At 50.7% G+C, this 16,416-nt stretch carries 12 protein-coding genes; all 12 read right to left on the bottom strand.

All coding sequences use genetic code 11. The features are described from left to right. Window positions 1–11: 11 nt before the first annotated feature. The 12 genes from cbiE to DXD65_RS00395 all read right to left on the bottom strand — a co-directional run bounded on the left by cbiE (window position 12) and on the right by DXD65_RS00395 (window position 16,407). Window positions 12–1,280: a precorrin-6y C5,15-methyltransferase (decarboxylating) subunit CbiE gene (cbiE, locus tag DXD65_RS00450; RefSeq protein ID WP_117887250.1), complete on the bottom strand. Its 1,269-nt coding sequence runs from the start codon at window positions 1,278–1,280 to the stop codon at window positions 12–14. Window positions 1,281–1,379: 99 nt separating this feature from the next. After that, a complete protein-coding gene (cobJ, locus tag DXD65_RS00445) occupies window positions 1,380–2,789 on the bottom strand; it encodes a precorrin-3B C(17)-methyltransferase (RefSeq protein WP_057256099.1) in 1,410 nt (469 codons plus the stop codon). Between the two features lie 99 nt (window positions 2,790–2,888). Beyond that, window positions 2,889–3,788, bottom strand: coding sequence for a helix-turn-helix domain-containing protein (locus DXD65_RS00440; protein WP_005836667.1), 900 nt, complete (start codon window positions 3,786–3,788; stop codon window positions 2,889–2,891). A 209-nt stretch (window positions 3,789–3,997) separates the two neighbouring features. Beyond that, window positions 3,998–4,822, bottom strand: a complete 825-nt coding sequence (locus DXD65_RS00435) for a sirohydrochlorin cobaltochelatase (RefSeq protein ID WP_117866382.1) — start codon at window positions 4,820–4,822, stop codon at window positions 3,998–4,000. Window positions 4,823–4,856: 34 nt separating this feature from the next. Continuing rightward, a complete protein-coding gene (locus DXD65_RS00430; RefSeq protein WP_199670696.1) occupies window positions 4,857–6,926 on the bottom strand; it encodes a TonB-dependent receptor plug domain-containing protein in 2,070 nt (689 codons plus the stop codon). A gap of 115 nt (window positions 6,927–7,041) precedes the next feature. Then, window positions 7,042–7,374 (bottom strand): DUF2149 domain-containing protein, encoded by a 333-nt coding sequence (locus DXD65_RS00425; RefSeq protein WP_005836672.1) that lies wholly within the window; start codon window positions 7,372–7,374, stop codon window positions 7,042–7,044. A gap of 21 nt (window positions 7,375–7,395) precedes the next feature. Next, window positions 7,396–8,001 (bottom strand): MotA/TolQ/ExbB proton channel family protein, encoded by a 606-nt coding sequence (locus DXD65_RS00420; RefSeq protein ID WP_117681278.1) that lies wholly within the window; start codon window positions 7,999–8,001, stop codon window positions 7,396–7,398. Between the two features lie 33 nt (window positions 8,002–8,034). After that, window positions 8,035–8,592, bottom strand: a complete 558-nt coding sequence (locus tag DXD65_RS00415; RefSeq protein WP_117887248.1) for a hypothetical protein — start codon at window positions 8,590–8,592, stop codon at window positions 8,035–8,037. Window positions 8,593–8,608: 16 nt separating this feature from the next. Continuing rightward, a complete protein-coding gene (locus DXD65_RS00410) occupies window positions 8,609–12,520 on the bottom strand; it encodes a cobaltochelatase subunit CobN (RefSeq protein ID WP_117887247.1) in 3,912 nt (1,303 codons plus the stop codon). A 15-nt stretch (window positions 12,521–12,535) separates the two neighbouring features. Next, the gene (locus DXD65_RS00405) at window positions 12,536–14,050 is read right to left on the bottom strand and encodes a PepSY domain-containing protein (RefSeq protein WP_057252495.1); all 1,515 of its coding nucleotides are present in this window, start codon (window positions 14,048–14,050) and stop codon (window positions 12,536–12,538) included. Window positions 14,051–14,119: 69 nt separating this feature from the next. Beyond that, window positions 14,120–15,067, bottom strand: a complete 948-nt coding sequence (locus DXD65_RS00400; RefSeq protein WP_057252494.1) for a sirohydrochlorin cobaltochelatase — start codon at window positions 15,065–15,067, stop codon at window positions 14,120–14,122. A 17-nt stretch (window positions 15,068–15,084) separates the two neighbouring features. After that, complete coding sequence (locus tag DXD65_RS00395; RefSeq protein WP_008663413.1) at window positions 15,085–16,407, bottom strand: hypothetical protein; 1,323 nt, start codon at window positions 16,405–16,407, stop codon at window positions 15,085–15,087. Window positions 16,408–16,416: the final 9 nt, after the last annotated feature.

The raw sequence follows: 16,416 nt of genomic DNA, 5'->3' as shown, positions 1-16,416 counted from the left end.
AATGGGTATGTTTAAGAAAGCGTGGCTTTCATAATTTCAATGGGGTTATATTCGTTCAAGGCGATGTGGGTGGAAGGGTGGAGCACCATTCCGTTCCGCTCGATTCCTCGGCAGAACGCCTCCTTGCTTTCTGCCGATACGGAGTTGAAGACGATGCAGCCTTCGGGGTGCAGCACTTGTTTCACTTTCTCTATCATTTCCTCCAGATGTCCGCCGTGTCCACCGATGAAGACGGCATCGGGGCGGGCAAAGGGAGTGAGGTCGGTGTGCAGGAAATCTCCGGTTACCGCCGTAATGCCCGGTGCGCCGAAACGGCGGGAGTTGGTGTCCATCAGCTCTTTTCCTTCGGGGCGTATCTCGAAGGAGATGACGGCGAGATGGGGAAATTGCAGGCGGGCTTCGATGGAGACGGAACCGGTACAGAAACCGATGTCCCAGAAGACGCGGCGGCGGTTCAGTTCCAATGCCTGCAGGGTGAGCAGGCGGATGGGAGCCTTGGTTATCATGCGGGCGCGTCCGTCAAGATGTGCAAACTCTTCATCGGGGATGCCGAAGGGACGGACTGGAAAGTCCGGGGCTTGTACGCTGCCGTGCAGGGAGTTTGTGCGGCATTGTCCGGGATGGCTGTCCAGCAGCAGGCAGTTGGGATGTTCGAAGTCGCCGGCAACCGCTTCCCGGGGTGTCATCCGGCGTATGCGTTCCTTTTCGGGATTGCCGAGATGTTCGCCGATGTATAGTGTGTAATGGGAGTATCCGTACTTCAGCATGCGGGCGGCAATGGTGGTCGGGGTATGTTCGCGGTCGGTGAGGATGCCTATTTTGGGGGCACGCTCTATGAGGGCACGGTCGAACTCCTGCCACGGGCGTCCTGTCAGGGAGACGGTGCGCATGTCGTCATACGGCATGACGAGGCGGTGTGCCAATGTCTGCAAGGAATTGAAAGCGGGATAGAGCAGAATGTCTGCCTCGGGAAGCTTACGCTTTATGGTATTGGCAAAACCGAAGAACAACGGGTCGCCGGACGCGAATACAATGATGGAGTTGTCCGTAGCCGTCTCTTCGAAGCGGGTAAATATTTCTTCATAACGGGAAAAGACGCGGTCCAGCGGTACGGTGATGGAAATCCATTCGGCCCCGGCAGGCAGCAGAGGACCGACAATCTCCTTATGCCGTATGCCACCGGAGAAGACCTTCCCCTTCCGTATCTGTGCCAGTGCTTCCGGTGGAAAGAAGGGGGAACGGTTGTCATCCATTCCTATGATTATAAATCTGTGTTTCATTCAATGAGTAATCTTATGAAAATATCAAGTAATGTAAGGGGGCATAACAAGTAATGTTATCGGTCGTAACAAGTAATGTTATGGAATGTCTCTTTTCACTTACACATCCCTGCCCGGGCGCAACTGCTCCGCATCGTTGTAGCACAGCACGGAGTTCACCAGCGTGGCAGCTAAGTTACTGCCTCCCTTACGTCCTTCTACGATAATCTTGGGTATTTCCGTAAAGGGTTTCACCATGTGTTTGGACTCCTGCACATGCACGAAGCCTACCGGTGCAGCAACAATGCCCGCCGGATGTGCCTTGCCCTTACGTATCAGGTCGCAGAGTTCCATAAGTGCCGTAGGTGCATTGCCGAATACAAAGAAAGCATCGGGATGCTCCTCCACAGCCAGGCGGATGCCTGCCTGGGTACGGGTGATGCCTTTCTCTGCAGCCATCGTCGCCGTGCGCGGGTCGCCGAGGTAACATTTCACCTCTATGCCCAGCCGCTGCAAAGCTCCTTTGCGGATACCGCTGGCTGCCATCGTGACGTCTGTGACAATCGTCTTGATTCCGCCTTTCTCGATGGCTTGATACAAGGAAGCCACGGCACCTTCGTCCGTATGCAGCAGATGCTCCATTTCAAAATCGGCGGTGGTATGTATGGCATGGAGTAAAGCCCATTTATGGTCGAGGGGAATATGCTTGTTCTTCAGTTCCTTTTCGATGGTACGGAAACTACGAATCATGATGTCTTGCCCGATGCCCGTGGCTTCGGTATTCGTGTCCCGGTAATAGCCGCGCGGAGTGATGAAGGCTCCGTTCCATTCGTAGGACTGTGAGTTGCCTATCAATACGACTGTAAACATATCCACCTCTTCGGGATTGAAATCTCCCAGCGTGGTGATGTGTACCGCTTGTTCCGGGCGTCCTGCCTGGCGTACATATCCCACGGGCGTTTCCGGTGAGCGTCCTTCCTGCAGAAAGAGTTCTTTCAAGCGGTAAAGCTGCCAGTAGCGTCCTTCACTTTTGGGGTTGTAGACTGCCGTCACGAAGTCGGCGGCAGCGGCTGCGATGATACGCCTTTCAATACGCTCCCAGGGAGTCATCAGGTCTGAAAGGGAGATGACACAGAAGTCATGTCCTACGGGAGCTCCCAGCAGTGAGGCTGCCTTTTGGAAAGCGCTGATGCCCGGCAGCGAAACGATTTCCACGTCGCTGTTCCTTTCCCGCTTCATCTCGTAGACAAGCGGCGTCATACCATAGATGCCCGCATCCCCGGAACTGATGACGCAGACCGTCTTTCCCTGCTCTGCCAGCTCGAAAGCCTGCTCGGCACGGGCGCGCTCACGCTTCATGCCGGTATCTATGCATGTTGTTGAGGGGTGGAGATAAGGGGTTACAAACTGGAAATAATACTTATATCCCACCACTACATCTGATTCTTGCAAAGCGGAAATTACGGCGGGAGTTATATCCGATTCATTGCCCGGTCCGATGCCGGCAACAATTATTTTGGGGTGTTTCATATCCATATGTTCTATTGGCATACAAAGATAGAACTTATATTTGATGAAACCGAAAAAACTCTGTGTTAATCCGCGTAATCTGTGGTGAATCCTTATTGTCTAAACCTGTAAGTGCCGGTATTCGCTCGGAGTATAGCCTACGTTCTTCTTGAACACGCGGTTGAAGTGCTGCGAATACTGGTATCCCAGCTCATAGGCAATCTGGCTGACCGTCTTCCCGCTTCCTATAATCATTTCTTTGGCCAGGTCGATGATTTTGTTCTGGATATATTCCTGCGCCGTCTTTCCGGTTTCCTTCTTCACCAAATCTCCGAAATAGTTGGAGGAGAGGAACACTTTGTCTGCGAAGTATTTCACGGAAGGCAGTCCTTCGGTCTGCGGTTTGTCGCTCTGGAAATAGTCATCTATCAGTGCTTCAAATTTCATCAGGATGTCTTTGTTGGCTGCCGAGCGGGTGATGAACTGGCGTTCGTAGAAACGCATGCAGTAGTCCAACAGTAGCTCGATGTTGCGCGCAATCAGACCCTTGCTGTGCTTGTCGATGGGGCGTTGGATTTCCATCTTAATCTTCTTCAGACAGTCGAGGAAGATTTCTTTCTCGTCTTCGGACAAATGCAGTGCCTCGGTAGAGGAATAGGAAAAGAAGGAATACTGCTTTATTCCCTGTCCCAGCGAGGTGCCTTTTATCAAGTCGGGGTGGAACAGCAGGCCGGAGGCGCTGGGCTGCATACCTTCCAGCATGTTGACCTCGGTCACCTGGCCCGGGGCGAAGCTGGTTACCGTGCCTTCCTGGTAATCGTAATACTGTTTTCCATAGCGTATGTCTCCGCATTTGGTGTTTTTGAGGAAAAGGGCGTATACGCCATAGTTCAAGGTGAAATGCCTGGGATATCCGGTGGCTTCGGACAAATCGACTACGCTGACCAGCGGATGCAGGGTTTCGAGACCGAACATCTTGTTGTATTGGTCTACAGCATTGAGCTTGATTACTTCTTCCATAAACGTTCCTGTTAGTTTTGTACAAATGTAGAGAATAATCCGGAAAGTTCCATATTGCAGGAGGAGGAATCCGTAATATGGTTACAAATGTCCGTAATCTGTGTACATTGAAAAGAGCTACACCCTTTGTCCGGAATGGTGTAGCCATCCGGAGCAAAGGGTGTAGCCTTGGTATGTAAAAGGTGTAACCCTTTTACGCTTGCTGGTTATCAATCTTTTAGCATGGCTTTGATGTGTTCCATATAGAGCTGGCGGATGGCTTTGTTTTCGCCCAGTCCCTGCATGCGTACATTCACTTGATAGCCTTGCTTTTCAAGTTCCGTCTTCCACACGCCGGCAATGTCTTCCTTGGTATGGTTGCCGCATACCAACAGCAACGGAACCAATGTCACGCTCTTGGGGCGTGTCTCTTTCAGTTGCAGCAGGGTTGCGTCCAGGGTAGGATATCCTTCAATGGTGCTGACGTGGAAGTTCTTCAGTCCATGGGCTTTCATCATGAAGTCGAGCATGGCGTAAGTAGCCGTGCTGGGTAGCTGGTTGCCGTGCCCCACATAGACAATGTCTTCTTTCTTTTCCGGCTGTTCGGCGGTCAGTATACCGATTACCTTCTCGCAGTCTTCGACGGAGTAGAGCAGGGGATTTCCCACTTTTATCTCCTTGAAGAAGGGACGGAGCTTGTCTGCATCCCTGCGGACGGAGGTCATCTCACTGCCTTCTATCAAGGTGGTGCTCTGGACGTAGATGGTCTGGTAGCCTTCGGCGCGAAGTTTCAGCAGTGCATCCGTAGGGCTGTCTTTGTACACACCCTCCTTGGCAAGTCTTTTTCGTACAATCGGCGAGATGTATGCTTCGCGCACTGTAAACTGCGGAAAGGCTTCTTGTGCCTCACGGGTCACGACGTCGAGCGTCAAGGCACGTGTCTGAGGGTCCGAACTGCCATAATGGGTGATGAGCAGAGCCGCCTTCTCCTCTTGTTGTGCGGAGGAGAAGAGGCTGATGCCGAGTAAATAGAGAGTGATGAAAAAATGTTTCATAATTGTTGTTGTTTCTAAAAGCGTTATGGAGAAATTATTTTAGTCTGAGTGCCAGGCTGACTACTACCGAACGTCCCGGGGAATACAAGGTGAAGTTCTTGTTCAGCGGGCGGTTGTCCTTCTTGTTGAAGATATTGTCTATGCCGATGCCCGGTTCGATGACAAAGTTGCGGAAGCCGTCGAAGGTATGGCGGGTATTGAGGTTCCAGATGCCGTAGCCCGGAGCATTGCCGTCCGCGTCACCCGGATAATAGACTTTGCTTTGCAGACGACCGTTCAAGTTGAGGTTCAAGGTATAGTCGCTCCAGCTGTGTGTATAGTTTCCGGTGATGGTGGCTGTATGGCGTATGCTGCGTTCGATGTTTTGCCATTCGCCTCCTTCGTTCAGACCGCGTCCATAGGCGTAGGTATAGTTTCCGGCCAGGGTGAAGCCCGGGAACAGATTGCCGTTCAAGTTCACTTCAAAGCCTTTGACGGTAGCTTTCTCGAAATTGAAGTAGTTCTTGACACTTAGGTTTTTCGTGGATGAAAGGTCACCGATTTCGGGGAACTCTTCACGCAACTGGTTCTGCTCTGCTTCCGGTAGGTCATCGAATTTAGTGGATTTGGAAGTTACCATGTTCTTTACATAGTTCAGGTAACCAGTGACGGAAGCACTGAAACGGTTGGTGCGGTATTCCATGTTGATGGAGTAATAGTTGCTGCGTTCGGGGTCGAGGTTCTCGTCACCCAATGAGATGGTGGCTCGTGTACCCATTGTCTTCTTGAACATGTGGTAGTAGAGCTCGTCGATTCCCGGAGCGCGGAATCCGGCAGCATAGGTGGCACGTACATTGAAGTTGCCTATGTTGTACATGGCTGCCACTTTGGGGGTGAAGCGTCCACCCGTCTGTTCGTGATGGTCGTAGCGTACACCCACAACACCGGTCAGATGGTTCCATAGCTTCACTTCATGCTGGCCGTAGGCTGATGTCGTATAGACACTTTTGTCCAAATCAGAGTCGGGACGGCGGAGCACTTCACGGCGATAGTCCACACCGAACACCGTAGTGCTGTTGGTTGTAAAACCGAAGATACCTTTCAACTCGGCATCATGGAATTTCTGAAGCTTGGTAAGCGCATACTCTCCGGGCAGGTATCCGCTGTTTTCTATCAGGTATTTGTAGCGTGATGCGTAATTGTTTCCTGAATAGTCGAACTGGATAACGTTGCGTTTACTCAGTTTGTATTTGGCGCCTGCCCCCCAGTTGTAACCTTCGTAGGTAGTGTTGTACTTGCTTCCGCCGGTGATGTCTTCGCGTTCTACCGGACGTTCGAGTCCGCGGTTATAGTATCCACCGTTGGCATAGAAGGAAAGCTGGTCCGTAGCATCATAGGTAAACTTCTGCGAAAAGTTATTCGAGCTGTAGCCCAGGGAGAGCGGGGCAATCGTTTCGATGATGTCTTCTCCATCTTCTGTCAGATGGCTGTTTTGCCAACCGTCGGAGTGGTCGTATTTATAGGAAGTATAGGACCCTATTTTTCCTTGGGCGATGTCCAGATTCAAGCCTTGGGAGAATTGATTCTTTCTCGTATAGCTGCTATTGCTGCTGAAGGCTACCACATCTTTAGGCTCGTTGGTAATGATATTGATTACACCGCCGATGGCATCCGAACCATAAAGGGAAGAAGCGGCTCCGTTCAGTACCTCGATGCGTTTGACGCGGGTCATGTCTATTTGGTTGAGGTCGATGTTACCGGTAATGTCTCCCGTGACCTTGCGTCCGTTGACCAATATCAGCACGTGCTTGTTGGAGAGTCCGTTCATCATCAGATAGGACCCCATTGCGTTCGGACGGAAGGAGAGCGAGGGTACCATCATGGTCAAGGCCTGCTGGAAGTCGGTGATACCGGCACGCTTTATCTCGTTGGCAGTGATAACCGATACCGGAGACGGAGTGTTCTTCAGTCGCTGATGTGTACCCGTACCCGTTACTACGACCGGGTTCAACTCGTGAGTTTTCTTGGTCATATCGTCGCTGTCACCTTTTTCTGCTTGTGCATAGGCACCGGTGGCGATGATTCCTCCCATAAGGAGAGCTGTGAGAAGTCTTTGCTTTATCATATATTGTTTTATTTTATATAACGCTGCAAATGTACATACCATTATCGGAGGGTGAAATACTTAATAGTTGTTATACTGCGATGGCCAAATAGCTATTAATAGGTACTGTATTCCCTTATTCCGGCACATAGATAATCTCTCCATTTTCAAGCTGATAGGCAACTCCCACTTTCTTTCCTCTTTTACCGGAGGTCTTTGGGTCTTCGCTGGGAGTGTATTTCTTGATTTCCTGCCCTTCTTTGGTAATGATTTCCATATTTTCCTTTCCGGGATTCTTCACCATGGTGAAGTCTTCTTTGGAAAACATCTCCGTCATATTGAAGCGGGAGACGAGAGCCACCATCAAGGCTACGGCAAAGACCATCGCTACGTCAAAAAGATTGGCTACCGTACCCATGGGGTCGGAGTCCGAATCGCTGTGCAGTAATCTGTTTCTCTTACTCTTCATAGTTTTCGTATCGTTAGTCCGTTATTCCTTTTCGGCCGTTTGGCGGCTTATCACTTTGTACAGATATTCCAAGTCGTTCATTTCGCGGGCATACCAGCGTTGTTTCACTTGCAGGGTAATGATGCCGACAGCAGCAATGACCAAACCTACCACTGTAGTGGCAAAAGCCACCTGCATATTGTAGGCCATGGAGGAGATGTCTCCTTGTGCCAGCCCCACCAGTGCGGGACCCATCGGGATGAGGGTACCCATCAGTCCCAACATAGGACCCAGCTTGATGAAAGTACGCGAACGTCCCAACTCCTTCTCGGCTTCCACTTCATAATTGGCAAGCAGGTGTTCGCAGTAGGCGTCGTCATCCCGGTGTGCGGACAATTTGGACATGCTGCGGAGGAGAGGGGAGTTGCCTGCCGATGGGAGTTGCTGCAGCAGTCCGTCTATATTCTCTGGGGTAATGTTCTCCAGTGTTTCAGCGAATTGCTTCTGTAATTTCATCCGTTGATAGAATTCCCCGAAGAAACCTCCCGCAAGGAGAATGGCACGTAGAAAGAATAGCAGCAGCAGGACTATGACGGGAACCAGCAGCCCGTTCGAAATCCAGAACAGTGTGTTTGAGATTGTTTCCATATATCTTTTTAGTTTTTAATTCTTTAATTCGTTTCAATAGCCCGTGGCAATGATGCTCAATATAACAATGAAAATATTGACAATGAACAATACTTCCAAGCGCAGCGGCTTGTCACCGATAGCATATCGCAGCAAATGGCTACCGGCACCGACTACAAAGAAAGTAACACCGGCTGCTATCCATGAGAGACTGCCGAAATCTATTCCGGGAAAAGTGAAAAGCAGCAGTGCCAGGACATAGCATATTACTCCGCCTATCAGTATGCCGGGGTATAACTTCAGGAAGAGGGTGACCGCTTGTTTGAAGGCCGTGTTGCGGGTACGCATTTTTGCGAAACAGTCGAAACAGAAAGTTATCATTATGGCGGCTTCCAGAGTGACACATACCGACAAGTTCAACATCTGTGGACGGGAGGCAAAGAAAGCTGCCACCACGGTCTTGGACTGTTCCGTCATCCATGGAGTCACCAGCCACGCAAAAAAGGCACAGCCTGCGGCAACCGTCCACATTCCCCAGCGTGGATAGAACCCCACCTTTAATAGAAAATTGAGGGCGATGAATAGGGCTAACAGATGAATGACGTATTCCATAATACTCTGTTTCTATTTATTCTTTTTTTCTTTTCTTCAACAGTACGACCAGTCCGATGAAGGTGATGACGACAAGACTGCCTGCAACCACTCCGTTCACCCTGTTCTTACGTACCGTTTGTTCGGAAGTCAGTTTGTGTTCTTTCAGTACGACATCCTTGCCATCGGTTGCGGATGCTTCGTGTACCTCCTTCATGTTCTGGGTATAGGTCTGCTTCTCGCTATTATCCAACTGGTCGGCAACGAACGACTGTAGCTTGTCATTGTCGCAAACGAATTCGGTACAAGCGGCACCTTTTTCGCGTGTGATTTGTGCATGCAGGGAAGCAGTGGTTTTCAGTTGCTCATCAGATGCTTTCCAGTAACCTTTGCGGGCGCTTTCCAGCATGACGGCTGTCATAGCCTGGAATGCGGCGGGATTGACGCGGAGGAAGTACTCGTGAATGCCCAGCTTATTCTCATCCTTTATATACATTCTATACAAGTCATTGAACAGTTCTTTGTCCATGGCCGACGGACGCATGACGTGCCAGCCGAAGATGTTGCGGAAGATTTCGCCGAACATCTGCGCCGAACCTTCCCCGCCTTTCATCCGCTCTTGTATAAAGGTAGGGTTCAAGATGGTGGAACGTGTCTCTACGGCAATGGCCTCTTTGGCATCCTGCATGCGGCGGTTGGTCCGGTTGCGGTAGTCTGCCATATAGGCATCCGGTTCCTTGCTGGTCACGGTTTTGACGGTGAGCGAGAGTCCACCCGTAAATTCGTATACATGATCCAGGGAGATGGGGCCCCATGTGTTACTTTGACGGGGCTGGATGACAACATCCGTTTCGGACAGTGCCGAGGCAAACAAACCTTCCTGGACGTCTCCCCAATTTTCGTCGTCCCCATAAGAGGCACCCATATTGTTGAGGTATCCTTCGGCTATCTCCTTTTCGCTTTCCCACGAGCCGCTGTGCTCGGTATAGGCCATCATACCGGTACTGTATCCGCTGTTGACCGGTCCGAATACACGCATCACAGACATTTCACGGGCACGTTTGGGGGAAGTTCCCTTTTCTACCAGTAATTTTTCCTGCAACAGTGTACCCGATGCCACATAGTTGGGATAGGTCTCATCTCCGGCTTCCGATGTCAGACGTATAGCATCGGTCAGTAACTTCAAGCGGGAACCGGCTATGTCGCGTAGCTGTCCGGACACTTGTACCAGCACATTGATGCGCGGACGCCCCAGTTCTTCACTGGGCACCAGTTTCAGGTCAACCACTCTGCCTTGGGCGTCGCGTACGGGTTCTACTCCCAGCATCCAGAATACCTGGGCCAGCGTAGCTCCTTCCGTATTGATGAATTCGCCTGCCCAGAAGGTATAGCTTACTTTCCGGGGATATTCGCCGTGCTTGCTGATGTACTGTTTTAAAGTCGCTTCTGCCAATCGCTTTCCATCTTCCCAAGCCCTTGGGTTGGGAGTATTCTCGGCGTTGATGCTGTACATGTTGCGTCCGGTGGGCAGAACGTTCGGGTTCAGTACGGGGTCACCTCCCGGCGCAGGGAATACGGTTCCTCCGCTGAGTGCACGCACCATGGCATTCTGTTCGTTGACGGGGGAGGCAAGCAACTGTTCGCGATAGAGTAGGGCGGGGCGAAGCTCCGGTGCTACAGATGCAGTATCCTTGGGTGGATTCTGGAGTAAGGCGGTCAGCCTTTTCCTGGCGGCAGGCAAGTAGTGGTGGGCTATATAGGTGAAGTCTTGCAACTGTTCTGTGGTGATTTTACCTTTATCACGGTCCTTGCGGGCCGTTTCGTATGCCAGCGGGTCGGCAGCGACGGCGAGAGTGGTAGTCAGCAGGTCGCGGTCAGAATAAGGCTCGTTCATGGTGTAGTACGCACCCAGTATCTTTTCGTTGGCTATCTCTTCGGTGAAGGCATCCAGACGTTCCAACTCCTTGGTTGTGTAGGGGTCACTGGAGATGGAGTCGAGGTTGAGGTCGCGATGCAGTCCCAGACGCATGGCTTCTTTTTTGATACTTATTCCTAGGGTTCGGTGTTTTTCGGTACCTTCGTCCAGCACTTTGTGAATATCTTCGAGCAAGGCCGAATAGCGTTGGCGCATACCGCTCTCCACGTAGGGCGGAGTGAGATGGGTGACCAGTACGGCATGTGTCCGGCGTTTGGCAATGATACCCTCGCCTACGTTTCCGGTGGTATAGAAATAGAAGTGGGGGAGGTTACCAATCAGTACATCCGACCAGTCGGCCTGCGACTGTGCCACATTCTTTCCGGGCGTGTATTCCAAGTTGCCGTGGGTGCCGAAGTGAATCACTGCATCTGCCTTGAATCCTTTTTGCATATACAGATAAGGAGCCAGGTAGCTGTGGGGCGGCGCTACCGGCATTCCATGCACCAGTTTGAACTCATCATCTCCCAATGCCGGGCGGGGCTGGGGGAAGAGTAGGATATTGCCGAATTGCAGGCAGGCAATGGCAATACTGTCCTCTGTTACCAGCAGATTGCCGGGCGCATCTCCATATCTGTCTGTCACTTCCTGATATTTCTCGGGAAGGAGTACTTCGTGTGCCCATTGTTCGTATTGCTCGGTAGAAAGCCATATCGGGTGTGCCGTTTTCAAAAACTGTTCTTGTGCTCCTTTGGCATACGAACCCATGACGGCACCGTCACGATGTATCCGCTTGCCGAACTCCTCTACAGTAGCAGGCAGTCCACTGACGTCGTACCCTTCCGAACGCAGGCGTTTCAAGAAGTTATAGAGTGAAGGAATCACTTCCATACCGCTTGCCAGCAGGGCGTCTTTTCCCGGAGTCTTGAAGTAACAGATAGCAACGCGCTTTTCTTTGTTGGACATGTCTCTCAAGGACATGTACTTGGTAATATGGTCCACTACGGCATCTATCCGTTCATTTTCAGCGGTGTACAGATAGTATCCGTGTTTGTTTTCGTTTTGGGTAGCGATGCAGAGGGGTAGCATGCCTCCATCTATCTCAGGCACCACTACACGGGCGGTCAGTGTGCCACCGCTGACGGGGGTATCCAGGTCCAGCCATTCCTCGTGGGGCTGAATCAGCGGGAAGGGCATGAATAAAGGAATGTTTTCCTGGTGCAGCCAGTTGATGAGTGAGTCATTGCCCAGCCGTCCCATAGGCAGGTAGACTACTGCATCGGGATGGAGGGTACGTATCATATCGGCACGCGGTTGACCTCCGGCTGTGAAAGGATAGACATTGAAGCCTGCTTGTGTCAAGCACGTGATGAGGGAATCTACGTGGGCACGGTTTCCTTCCATCGGAAAGTTGAGTCCGGAAATCAGGGCAAGGTTGCGTCCGTCCTCATGGTAGAGATTTTTTTCTTTCAGATAGGCGGTCACCTCTTGCGGAGTACTGAAGTAGCGGCCGTATTCGCGGTGGTAGAACATGTTCTCCAGCAATGGGATGGGAGGCTCGTAATCCTGGTGTCCCCACCGGTGGGGAGTGGCGATGTGGCGCAGGTAGAGTAAGGCATTCCGGTAGTTGTGCTTGTTGCCGTTCTTGAGATACTCCCGTAGCGTATGCTGTTGTTCATTGGTAACATTGTGATTGAGGGAGAGGGTGAAATTTCGTAACGTATTCGTAAAGACTGGTACTCCGCTGGCACCCACCCGTTCCACTTCGGCAATCTGGCCGTCGTCAAGGTATAGCCCTCTGCTGTACATCACGATGGCATCATAGCCGGAAAGGTCCTTCACCTCTTCTTTTTTTATGCAGGTGACTTCTATCCGGGCGCAGTCATTGTTCAGGGCAATGTCGGCAGCTTGTGCCAGGGTTGCGTTGATAATAAGTATACGTGTAGGAGCAAGCCAGTACTGATAGGCCGCAAAGCTGCAGACAATCAATAGGGCTATGCTGCCGAGGAATATTCCAAGTCTTTTCTTATTCATACAAGTTTATTCTCGTTAATAGCGTTTTTGTCTTTTACAACATTTTCTTCTTATATAATTCACACTTAACGCCACACCCGTGATGCAAACGGCTGTACCTCCAAGCAGCAATACCCAAAGCACAGTCTTGCGCAGGGTGGCATTGGAGTTCAGACCGGGCAGACGCATGCGGTGCAGGGCTGTATAGCTCCAGTATTTCCAGCGGGAGGAGGTGTCTACATGGTGGATGATTCCCGTTTCCGGGTGAATGTAATAAACGCTCCGATCCGGGTCGTCCACCGTAATCTTCCAGACGGGAAGCTGGGGACGTCCGCGATACATATTGCTCATGTCGCGATAATAGGTCTCGAAATGTTCGAGCAGGGAGATATGTATGCCGGGGATATGTTGTGAAGAATCACGCTGGGAGGTATAAATGCTTTCCACGCCTTTCAGGATTTCTTCTTCGGAGAGTTGTAACGGACGCGGCAGGCTGTCGGCGGCATCGATGTAATACTCGTTTTTTCTATCTTTTACGATGTAGTAGGGATGTTCGCGGAAGTTGCGCCACTCTATCTGCAAAGCTTGGGGATAGGCGGCTATGACACGGCGGTAGTCCAAGGGGTAATCCTCCGGTTGTGGGGCACGGGCATGGAGCGTGCGTGTGGCGCTGCCTTTCTTCAGTGCCGGTTTATGAATCCATTCGGGAATGTCTGCCAAAGACATCATGCCGCTGAAGGTAAAGGTCAGTACGAAGATGCCGAAAAAGATTCCGCTGACGTAGTGCCAGTGATACCATCTTTTTCGGTAGGGGGAGAACTTGGGATGGCGGCTTCGGTGCGTCTTACGCCATACATCCACAGTTACCCAAATGCCGGCAATGACCATGAGACAACCCAGAGCTGTGAGCCAGATGACGGTCTTAGTCCAAAGGACGGTGTCCTGCCGCAGCCAGGTGAAGTATACCCAGTGGGGAATGGCACCCAGCCATGCCCAGAAGCGTTCGCTTCTGTTGGAGAACTGTAAGGCCTCACCGTTTTGTGAACTCAGATAGAGCTGTGTCCCGGCATCATCGGCAAAGTATATTTTATAAATGGGCATTTCCTTTTTCAGTTCAGCGAAGGGAATCCATTGGTCCAGAGAGTGGAGGGTGTCGATACGGGTAATGGGAGAAGAACACCACAAAGCTGCTGTCCGGTGCAGGTGCTCGCTGTCCAGAGAGGGTTGTGAGATGGTGGAATCGGCAAGGAAATGAAGCGTGCCTTTTGTGGTACTAAAGCTGAACTCGGGGTGTCCGGCATTGAGGTTCAGTATCGTAGACCTGACCTTTACGCCACGGGGCAGGCGGGCTGTGACGGAGGAGATGTCCGGAAGTGAGTCTCCGGCTTGGGAGAGCATTTCCAGCTTTTGCATTTTCTCCTTGGCGCTGACACGGGGAAAACGGTGGTACATCATCACGAAGGCGGAGAGGAACCACATAAGAAATAGGATACAGAGCAAAGTGCCCAGTATCCTATGAATAGAGTACATCAGTTTGGTGATAACATTCATTGTCGTTCGCGTTTTTCCTGCAAAAGTACAAGATGATTCAAGAACACTAAATACCCACTAATGGGTATATTATTCAGTGTCTTTTCCGGCAGCATAGGCCGCCTTCTTCGTCATGATGTCCAGCATGCGGTGCTTCAGTCCGAAACGGATATGGTCAATGAATATTTCTTGAATTTCCGGAATTTGTCCCAGTCCTTCCAGTTGTGCACTGACGGTGAAGCCTTCTTTCTCGAGCATCTCCTTCCACTCTCCGGCAATGTCGTTTTTGGCATGGTCTCCGGCAACAAACATGAAGGGGATGAGGGTCACACGTTTGGCTTTCCCGGCTTTCAGTTGTGCCAGCATGGTGTCAAAGGTAGGATAACCTTCGATGGTGCCCACATGGAAATTGGTCAGTCCGCCTGCTTTCAGCATATAGTCCATCTGACTGTAGATGGCAGTGGCAGGAGTATAAGTGCCGTGGCCCACAAGCACGAAGTTTTCTTTGGCAGCCTTTTTGCCTTGTGCCGGGACGTTGTAGCGGTTGCCCAGAATATCTGCCACCTTCTCTGCATCTTCTATAGAGTAGAGCAGGGGAGTACCTACGCGTATTTCCTTGAAGAAGGGCAGTGCGCTTTCCACATCCCGGAGGAGTGATTCCATTTCTACTCCGTCAATGATGTTGGTGCTCTGCACGATGAGGTGTGTGTAACCTTCGCTGCGCAGTTTCAGCATGGCATCCAGTGGAGTCAGCTTCGTGATGCCGCGCTCTTTCAAGCGGCGGATGATGATGCGCGACGTATAGGCTTCTTGGAACTTCAACTCCGGGAAGGCGGCTTGTGCCTTGGCGTTGATGGCATCAATGGTGAGGGCACGGGTATCGTCATGCGTAGTGCCGAAGTGCACCATGAGCAGGGCGGCCTTGTCACCGGGTTTCATACTTGCAAGCATATCGCTGTGCTCGTAATTGCCTCCCCCGTGCGCATGGCAGAGGAGGAGGAAATTACAAAGGAATAAAAAGACAAACAAATTCTTCATAAATACTGATGCTTGTTTTAATCGTTCTCTATGACACGTATCATATCGAAGTAGAAGCGTCCGTCCACTTCGGCTCCTTTCTCTACATTACCGGTCTTGATGTCATAGATGTAGATAACGGCGTTGGCATCTTCTTCAGTGTTTACACCAATGTATGCTTTGTTGTTGAAGATGACAGAACGCTGTGAGAAGCGACCGCCGCTGTAACCGATTTCCTTGCCATCATAGCTTAAGCGTGTCTTGGTTCCGGTGGCAAGGTCGATGACGGTATAGTAGTGTGAGAATGCATCGATAGCTGTAGGCTTTTTGATTCCTGCAGCAGCTGCTTTATCGCTGATAGGAGCTTTGTCATTGCGAGCATAGACCAAAGCTTTGTTGTTTCCTAAATACTGAACTGTCATCAACTTACCGTCTGCATTTTGATAACCGTTGTAGGAAGTGTCAAATTCTGTTGCGCCTACCTTAATGCGTAGTAGCATCCCCTTTTCAATACCACTTGCCTCTTCATGGAAACAAGCCAGGTAGAGGTTGTCTGCTTCGTCATACATCACGCAGTTTTGCATCAGCTCTCCATAGGCACTTCCTGCCATTTCACCTTCAACGGGAGATTTGATGTCTTTTTCTACTTCCATAGTTACCGGATTGATGATGGCTGTGTGGAAATTAGGCTCTTGTTCGCTTGCAATTGTCAGACCGGCTTTTTCTTTCCAATAATAGAAGTAGTACAATCTATTGTCCGATTTGCGGTAGGTAAGGATACCGGAGCTTGTCAGCTTGGTCCAGTTGGTAGGATCAGGTATGTTCAGAGTACCTTCATCGAGGATTGTCAGGTCTTTTGCGTTCAGCTTTGTATAAATCACTTGGTCTTTCCCGCCATTGGTAGACATGATGATGAGTGTATTGTCGTCAATCCAGGCATGTGTGTAGGCACGCACCTTATAGCTGTTGGTCTTGAAGGGACGTTCTGCAATTACCTGAACAGCATTGTTCTTGATTTGATATTTCACGAAACGGTCATTGGTTGCGGGAATCTGGTAGTAATATTTTCCTTTAGAGATAGTCTCCATGGAGTAATCTCCCAGTTCCGAACCTTCTCTTTTCACAGTGATGACACCCTGCTCTGCGGCCAATGAGTTGACGCTATGGACGATAGTGGTATTCTTGCTACTCATCCCGCCGTGCTTGTCTACGGTTACAAATAGGTCGAAGTGATAGTTATCCTCATTGACTTCCGGGTCCGGATTAGGATTAGGTTCCGGGTCATCATCGGAACACGCTGTGAATGACAGTGCCATCATGGCAGCCATAAAGGCAATCAGTGTAAATTTGAATTTTCTCATTTTGAATGA

The organism is Bacteroides sp. 4_1_36 (assembly GCF_003466325.1).
Lineage (GTDB): Bacteria > Bacteroidota > Bacteroidia > Bacteroidales > Bacteroidaceae > Bacteroides > Bacteroides uniformis.
This window is presented reverse-complemented; position numbering and strand designations above follow the sequence as displayed.

Coding starts and splice junctions, on each gene's coding strand:
- DXD65_RS00410 (WP_117887247.1), bottom strand. CDS start 12,520: ATGAATAAGAAAAGACTTGGAATATTCCTCGGCAGCATAGCCCTATTG.
- DXD65_RS00400 (WP_057252494.1), bottom strand. CDS start 15,067: ATGAAGAATTTGTTTGTCTTTTTATTCCTTTGTAATTTCCTCCTCCTC.
- DXD65_RS00430 (WP_199670696.1), bottom strand. CDS start 6,926: ATGATAAAGCAAAGACTTCTCACAGCTCTCCTTATGGGAGGAATCATC.
- DXD65_RS00435 (WP_117866382.1), bottom strand. CDS start 4,822: ATGAAACATTTTTTCATCACTCTCTATTTACTCGGCATCAGCCTCTTC.
- DXD65_RS00420 (WP_117681278.1), bottom strand. CDS start 8,001: ATGGAAACAATCTCAAACACACTGTTCTGGATTTCGAACGGGCTGCTG.
- DXD65_RS00425 (WP_005836672.1), bottom strand. CDS start 7,374: ATGAAGAGTAAGAGAAACAGATTACTGCACAGCGATTCGGACTCCGAC.
- DXD65_RS00415 (WP_117887248.1), bottom strand. CDS start 8,592: ATGGAATACGTCATTCATCTGTTAGCCCTATTCATCGCCCTCAATTTT.
- cobJ (WP_057256099.1), bottom strand. CDS start 2,789: ATGAAACACCCCAAAATAATTGTTGCCGGCATCGGACCGGGCAATGAA.
- DXD65_RS00395 (WP_008663413.1), bottom strand. CDS start 16,407: ATGAGAAAATTCAAATTTACACTGATTGCCTTTATGGCTGCCATGATG.
- cbiE (WP_117887250.1), bottom strand. CDS start 1,280: ATGAAACACAGATTTATAATCATAGGAATGGATGACAACCGTTCCCCC.
- DXD65_RS00405 (WP_057252495.1), bottom strand. CDS start 14,050: ATGAATGTTATCACCAAACTGATGTACTCTATTCATAGGATACTGGGC.
- DXD65_RS00440 (WP_005836667.1), bottom strand. CDS start 3,788: ATGGAAGAAGTAATCAAGCTCAATGCTGTAGACCAATACAACAAGATG.